The sequence below is a fragment of the Limnovirga soli genome, from assembly GCF_013106755.1.
Taxonomy (GTDB): domain Bacteria; phylum Bacteroidota; class Bacteroidia; order Chitinophagales; family Chitinophagaceae; genus Limnovirga; species Limnovirga soli.
The window spans coordinates 457071-464754 of record NZ_WHPF01000003.1 but is presented as its reverse complement, the minus strand read 5'-3'; the positions used below and the strand labels follow the sequence as shown (position 1 = coordinate 464754).

Below are 7684 nucleotides of genomic sequence, written 5' to 3'. Positions count from 1 at the left end.
CAGTGTAAGTAGTACCATGCCATTCGTAACTATCACAAGCTACAGCAGTTTCTTCACTGGTTGTGCTGTAATTAACCGTTAAATGTAAGGTAGCTACATTGGTACAACCTGACTCGTTGATTGATTCAAATGTATAATCACCAGATTCGGTATAAGTAGTACCATGCCATTCGTAACTATCACAAGCAACTGCAGTTTCTTCGCTGGTAGTGCTGTGGTTAATGGTTAAATGCAACACCGTAGTATTACATCCGTCTATATAAGTATAATCACCAGATGCATCGTAAGTAGTGCCATTTAATGCCCAGGTATAAGTATCACAGGCAGTTTCATTTATATCTGTGGTAGTGGCTGTTGACACAAAGCTTACACTAATAGTATGCGCTGCATTAACATTGGTGAAAGTATATTCATTTACCGCGCCAACTGAAATACCATCTATCAATACATCGGCTACCGCATAACAGGCATTTGGTGTAAAACTATAGGCCTGACTGCCACCCGCATTTAGGGTGGTGGTTCCGGCCGGACTGATACTACCATTGGCACCTGCACTGGCAACAATATCAAAACTACTTACTACATCTATTTCAAAACTGGCAGCAATGGAATGTGCTTCAGTAACATTATTAAATGTATAATCACTTACTGCACCTACTGATGCACCATCCACCAATACATCGGCTATATGATAACCGGCATCAGGGGTAATGGTGTAAGCCTGACTACCACCATAATTAACGCTGGTGGCACCGGCCGGACTAATACTTCCATTAGCACCGGCACTGGCTGTTATAGAATAGGTATTTATTGCAAACGAGGCCGAAATAGTATGAGTTGCTGTTACATTACTAAACGTAAAACTACCATTGGTTACGGCACTTGCATTGCTTACACCATCTACCAAAACATCAGCTATATGGTAATTGGCGGCGGGGGTAATAGTATAGGCCTGACTACCACCAGATGTAACAGTTGTAGTTCCATTTGGACTTATTGTACCATTACTACCCGCAGAAGAGGTAATGGTATAAGTAGGTGTACCAGTTAATTTAACATCATCAATTCTCCATTGAGTTGTTGTGCTTGTTTGCCTAAATCTAATTCTTAAATTACCGGTAGAAGGTATACTTCCAGTAGGGCTTACAAGAATCCAATTTGCGGTACCTGATCCTGTTGTTCTGCTATAAGTTAAAGCCGTATAATTAGTTCCATCCGAACTAACTTCAACTACTAATTCATTGTTTCCAGCAGTAGTACTTTTAAATTCTCCGAAACTTAGCGCTAAACTTGTGTAGTTGGAAGTATTAACACCCGCAATTTGGAAATTTATTCCTGATGTGTTTGTAATAAATATGTTTCCATTTCCACTAGAACCGGTATACCCAGTAGAAGGAGTTGTATTTCTAACATCAGCAGTCCCCGTAAAAGTTAAGCTACTATTTTGAAATGTATTCGCTGCGATTGTCGTAGTAGCAGTTACGCTTCCCATATTCTCAGAAAAAATGGTTGTTTGCCCCCAACTCTTAGCTCCGGGCAGCATCATCAACGTAACTAAAAACAGCATGGCTATCCGGGTAAGATTAGCCTTCATCTTAGGTAAAAAGTGCAGCATACGCTTGGTTTTAATTTGTTTTATTTTCGTTCTGGTTATACAAATGGGCCATACACAAAACTATCACCCGGCAAATACCAGGGTATTTAACCGCTACGTGATAATGGATTGTAAATGGATTGGTGGTGTTGAAATCTTAAGCAGCAAACCTGATAATGGTGGCCTAACTAAACAGAAATACCCTCATCAGCAGTGCACATTAATGGGCCGGTGCGGCTCATTAACATATTCTTCACGAACATAGTGCAATTTTGTTATCCCCTTAATTTAGGGATATTAAATAATCATGAAAAAATGTTGCCACATCAATTCCCCGTTTCCAAGTAAACAAAGGCTATACATAACAACCTGAAACAACCAGTTTTTTGGGCCCGGCAGCCAATTTTCATGGCAACGCCGCTTGCGTCGCACTCTTGTACGGTTGGGGTGCTAATGGGCTTTTAGTAAGGCCTGGTTTAAAACATATGTGTATAGTACTCCAATACAATAGCCAACTTTTCAAAAAAACAGGGTGGTAAAAAAACAAATGCTGCCTTTAAAGAAAACTGGTAGTGCACCCTGTTCACTATGCAGCAGATAACAGGCCATTTTTATACAAATAAAAAAACAAATAACCAAAAAATCCCACCCTCCGCGTGATAAATCACGCCAAACTGCGTGATAAATCACGGGGATTTGCGTGATAAATCACGTTGTTTTTTCAAAAAAAATAGGGGAGGTTTGTTTTATCAATAATTCAACCGTGCCAAAAGCACTTATTACACGCCAATTATCCTACACATAACAATCGGGAGCTTAACCTTTTAATCCGGGTTTAGGCAGATGAATAAAGTAAAAAACCAGACTAAAAAATTAAAAAACAAGACTTGGTGTAAAAAATTTCATGCATAAAAAAATAAAAACAAGAACTGGTTTTTAAAAATTAAGACATAGAAAATAAAAAAGAAGACCTGGTTTAAAATTTTTCATGCATAGAAAATTAAAAACAAGACCTGGTTTTTAAAAATTAAGACGTAAAAAATAAAAAACAAGATCTGGTTTAAAATTTTTAAGGCATAAAAAATTAAAAACAAGACCTGATTTTTAAAAAACAAGACATAAAAAATAATAAAACAGGTGTGGTTTTTTAGAAAAAACAATACTCAAAAAACAAAAACAACATATAAACAATTGTAAATCAATTAAAAAAAGGCTTCAACTAAAAAAAACAATAACTAGCTATAACTATTTATTTTTTTTTCTTCACCCAAAAAAACGTGTCTTATGTCTCAAGTCAAATTAGGATTCTATGCACTATCCATCCCGGATAAAATCCTAAAAGCCCGGAACATTGTTACCCTTATGACTGGTAACGCTGCGTTTACAACCCCTAACCCCGCCCTTGCAACGGTAACCACCGCTGCAAACGAGTTGGAAACAGCTTTTAACGATGCTGCAGATGGTGGCCGTACCAAAACGGCTATCAGAGACAGTAAAGAAGCAGAGCTGGATGCCTTAATGGCCCAACTATCTGCTTATGTACAGGAAATAAGTGAAGGCGATGCACTTATTATTTTAAGCAGCGGCATGGAAGTACGTGCCGAAAAAACACCGCCGCAAGACTTACCGGCACCACAAGGCCTCGAAGCCATCACCGGCGATAACGAGGGCGAAATTGTACTGCGCTGGAAAAGGGTAGACAAATCAAAAGCCTATCTTTTTCAAAAGAGTGCAGATGGTGCCACCGGCTGGGAAAATATAATAACAACCAGCACCAAGGCCAAAGCGCTGTTAAGCGGCCTGCCCACTGCCACTAAAATGTGGTTTAGGGTATGTGCCGTAGGCTCCAGGGGCAATAGCCCCTGGAGCGATGCCTGCCGCGGCCTTGTTGCATAACACCCGGCCCAACAGGTTGCAGGGCCAACCACCCTGCAGCCTGTTTTTTAAAAAACTGATTGTATCGTTAACCCTTTAATCAGGATGTATTTGTTATAAAAGAAACCAGTAAAAAATATGGAAATGAAAATTAGCCGTTTAAATAAACAGGCATATATACATAAAAGGATGGTTGTAAAAAATTACAACCACCACAAATATTTTGCTATTGCCAGCAGCAGCCAACAATAGGTAATAATATATTTTAATAATTGCCATTTAAATATCAACATATGTACCATAAAATACTATTTTCCAAAACAATCATCCGCACCCTCTTTCCTGTGATTGAGCATGCGAAACCGTACCAAATAATATTAAAACAGCATATATTACCATTTTTTATACATTAGATGGATGCTATAAACCATACAACATGTATAATACTAGTTTGTTAATGATCAATAGCTTTCTATTATATAGTATAAGTTCTAATAGCATAAATCCTTGAGTTAGCGGTAATTTTACAACCTCAATTTCAACCAGACAATTAACTAAAAGATAAAATTTAAAATGGAAGAAATCAAACAAGAAAAACAAGTTGAAGTAACAAAACATTCAAAGACTGAAAGCCCTTTTGCTTTTATAAGTCACGACACAAGAGATGCTGACATCGCTGAAGCATTTAGCAAACTTTTAAAAAGCGTAAGTGCAGGAATGTTAAAGTCTTTTCGTTCTTCTGATAACAAAGGAACGCAAGGAATTGAATTTGGAATTGAATGGTATCCAAAAATTATTGAAAGTCTTCAAGATTCTTCTGATGTAGTTTGTCTGCTGACTGAACTAAGCATTAATAGACCTTGGATTCTATTCGAGGCAGGAATGGCAAAAGGAAAACTTAATACACCAATTTTAGGCGTAGCAGTTGGAATCCCTCTAAGTAATGCAAGCACAGGACCATTTGCTCAATTTCAAAATTGTGACGATGAAGTAGCCTCGTTGAGCAAATTAGTTAAGCAACTCGTTAGAAAATTACCAAATTCCGAGCCCGATGAAGATGTGATAAAACAGCAGGTTGAAATATTTAAAGTTAAGTCCCAAGAAATAATCAAGGCGAGACAGGAAAAGTCAGAGGTCAAAGAAGTTGAAAAACCAGTTGATAATAATGAAAGTGCTAAACTTTTTGAAGAAGTAAAACTTATGTTTAAAGAGTTGCCAAGTAGGATAGAAAATGCTTCTCAAAAGACATCAAATAAAAGTAACAAAAGACTTCATCCTGGAATGATTGAGGAATTAATTCACTATTCGTTTTCACGAAATATAGAGCCAAGAGTAATACTTCAAATAATTTTAGCACCATTTAAAAACGACTTTCCTTGGATATACGAGAGTGGAGTTGTCTTAGTAGAAAAAGTCGGAAAAGTAAAACACATTCAATCGACCAAGGCATTTAAAGAATTTATGGAACTCATAGATTTTACCTTTGACAATCCAATTTATCGAGAGAACTATCGTGATGAATATGAGTATAGATATTTTAGAGAAATCCCATATTTAATTGAAAGATTTTTTAAAGAGTTGGAATATAAAAAAGCCGAAATGGATGACGAAAATAAATAACTACCGCTAACATCAGGTTTTGTGTTAGCAGGGGGCGACTGTACTCGCCATCAACATTTGCATCGCTGTGCTTTAGTCCGGGCTTGACGAATAATTAATCGGCATTAGTTATTATCTTCAATTTTTAAATCATTATTCGGCAACAGTTCCTGGCTGGACGTTATAAAATATCCTACTTGCAGCTATACTCGGTCGTTACCAGCAACTCTAAAAGACAACAGTGCTAAACATGAACAGACAGAAAAACGACATAAAAGCCAACCGCACATTTAGCACATTTGGTTTTGCCCCAACCACACAACCATACATTCGACAATCTTATACTAATTCAGAAAAATAAATGTCAGGAACAAAAAAAGAAAGCCATTGGATTCCCTTAGCCGACCTTATGACGGTTCTAATGGTAATTTTTCTGTTTATGTCTATTTCTTATATGGCATTAATGGAAAAGCGACAAAAGGAACAAAATCAAATATTCAAGGACTATGAAGAATCAAAAGTGGCATTATACAACGAATTAAACGAAGCTTTTAAAAACGATTTTGCAAAATGGAATTTAAAACTTGACAACGATTTGTCAATAAAATTTACAAATCCACAAGTTTTGTTTGATGAAGGAAAATCAGATGTTACTCCTACATTCCAAAATATTTTAAGAGAGTTTCTGCCTAAATATTTAAGAGTTGTTTTACAAGATAAATATAAAGACAAAATTGCAGAAATCCGTATCGAAGGACACACAAACACGAAGCCCATTAACAAAACAAGCGACCCCTACATTGACAATATGGAGTTGTCACAAAACAGAGCAAGAAATGTTTTAGGTTTTCTTAGACAACAAGATTGTTTTATAAATCTTGAAACAAATAAAAAAGACAGGTTACAGTATTGGCTGACAGCCAATGGTCTTTCATACGGACGAACCGTAGATAAAGATTTTAAAATTGCCTTTGGTGGTAACCAACCAATTGACAATGACAAATCCAGACGAGTTGAATTTAGAATTGTAACAACTAGCGAAGCCATTATTAACGAAGCACTTAAAAACATTGAAGAAAAATGAACATAGTTGAAATATTTATAGCATTAGCATTGTTTTCATATCTTATTTATGGAATCTATGTACTCAATATTGCAAAGAAAAACTACCATAAAGTAAACCTAAACGACTTGGATTTAATTCCTTCAATGTTTACAACAATCGGTATTTTAGGAACATTTGGGGGTATTGCCTATGGCTTATGGTTCTTTAATCCTGAAGACATTGAAAAAAGTATTCCTACATTACTTCAAGGATTAAAAACAGCATTTTTTGCATCTATTGCTGGAATAGCACTTTCAATTATCTTCTCAAAGCGAATATCGCATGTAAAAAACAAAAATGAAAAAGGAGTTTTAAGCGATGAAACAAAAGCCATAAACAAACTAATCGAAGCTATTGAAGAATTAAGAAATGATTTCTCAACTATTGATGAAAATGGCAACAAAATCAAAGCAGGGAATGTGTTTCGTGACATCTATAAAGAATCAACAAAACAATCTAATGCACTGCAAACTTTTTCAAGTGATTTGGCATTAACTATTTCAGCAGGTTTTGAAGAAATCTTAAATAACCCAACAGAAGGAGTAGTTGCAGAACTGAAATTAGTAAAGGCTGAAATAGAAATCCTAGGAAAGAAATTGCAAGACCCAGCTACTGATATGACGCAAAATATTGTAAAAGAATTGCAGCAATCAATGGGTAAAATGATTGAAGAGTTTAAAACTTCAATGAGTGGCGACACCAAAAATGAAATGGAACATTTGGCAAACCTTCTTGAACGGGCAGGCGGTTCGCTAACCGACTTTCCAATGAAACTACAAAATATGACAGATAACCTAAATGAAAATTTTAAGGGATTACAAGATGTTGTAAAACAAATTTCTCAACAGACTCTATCACAATCAGAAGATTCTACTAATGCAATGAAAAAGCAGGTTGAAGAAATGAGCGAAATTTTAAGAAGTAAAGTAGGAGATCTACAAACTGGTCAACACTCATTATTAAAGGAACAATCTAAAAATTTACAGGTTTCAGAGAATTTATTGAGCGCATTCAATACAAGTATTGAAAACATGAATGGTTTATCTGTTGGCGTAGCACAGAGTATAAGTAATTTAAATGAAGCTCAAGCAGCATTAGCAACTACAATTTCAAATTTCAGAAACGCTTCACAAGAAATCAATACATCATCAAGCAAATTTGGGGAATCCCAATTATTATTCTCAAAGCACTCTAATGAGTTCTTGCAAAACAATTCAAGTACAATAGATGAGATTCAAAAATCCTTAATAAAAGCCAAAGATGTTTCGGCAGATTACGCACAAAAATTTGAAATAATTGAAAAAGGCTTACAAGATATTTTTGCAAAAATCACAGTTGGACTTAAAGATTATCAGGAAACAGTAAGTGGAAGTCTTGAAACATATTTAGGTAAATACACGGAAGCATTGACTAAAACCGCTGAATCACTTGCAGGAGCCTCTTCGAAACAAGAAGATATTTTAGAAGAACTAACAGAGCAACTTAGTAAACTAAACGAAAGAAGAAATTAA

Annotated in this window: 5 protein-coding genes; 4 read left to right on the top strand and 1 reads right to left on the bottom strand. The window is 35.8% G+C overall.

Features of this window, described 5'->3' with window-relative positions; genetic code table 11:
• The coding region (locus tag GD597_RS05735) for an autotransporter outer membrane beta-barrel domain-containing protein (protein ID WP_216368516.1) at positions 1–1615 on the bottom strand (1615 nt) is incomplete at its 3' end.
• A gap of 1263 nt (positions 1616–2878) precedes the next feature.
• Here GD597_RS05735 and GD597_RS05730 point away from each other — a divergent pair.
• From GD597_RS05730 to GD597_RS05715, 4 genes are all read left to right on the top strand, one after another.
• Complete coding sequence (locus tag GD597_RS05730) at positions 2879–3490, top strand: fibronectin type III domain-containing protein (RefSeq protein WP_171606856.1); 612 nt, start codon at positions 2879–2881, stop codon at positions 3488–3490.
• Between the two features lie 552 nt (positions 3491–4042).
• Complete coding sequence (locus GD597_RS05725; protein WP_171606855.1) at positions 4043–5089, top strand: toll/interleukin-1 receptor domain-containing protein; 1047 nt, start codon at positions 4043–4045, stop codon at positions 5087–5089.
• A gap of 340 nt (positions 5090–5429) precedes the next feature.
• A complete protein-coding gene (locus GD597_RS05720; protein ID WP_171606854.1) occupies positions 5430–6152 on the top strand; it encodes an OmpA/MotB family protein in 723 nt (240 codons plus the stop codon).
• A complete protein-coding gene (locus GD597_RS05715; protein ID WP_171606853.1) occupies positions 6149–7684 on the top strand; it encodes a coiled-coil domain-containing protein in 1536 nt (511 codons plus the stop codon). The genes GD597_RS05720 and GD597_RS05715 overlap by 4 nt, the downstream gene beginning before the upstream one ends.

Excerpts from the sequence above, each read along its gene's own strand:
- GD597_RS05730 (WP_171606856.1), top strand. The coding sequence starts at position 2,879 with ATGTCTCAAGTCAAATTAGGATTCTATGCACTATCCATCCCGGATAAA.
- GD597_RS05725 (WP_171606855.1), top strand. The coding sequence starts at position 4,043 with ATGGAAGAAATCAAACAAGAAAAACAAGTTGAAGTAACAAAACATTCA.
- GD597_RS05715 (WP_171606853.1), top strand. The coding sequence starts at position 6,149 with ATGAACATAGTTGAAATATTTATAGCATTAGCATTGTTTTCATATCTT.
- GD597_RS05720 (WP_171606854.1), top strand. The coding sequence starts at position 5,430 with ATGTCAGGAACAAAAAAAGAAAGCCATTGGATTCCCTTAGCCGACCTT.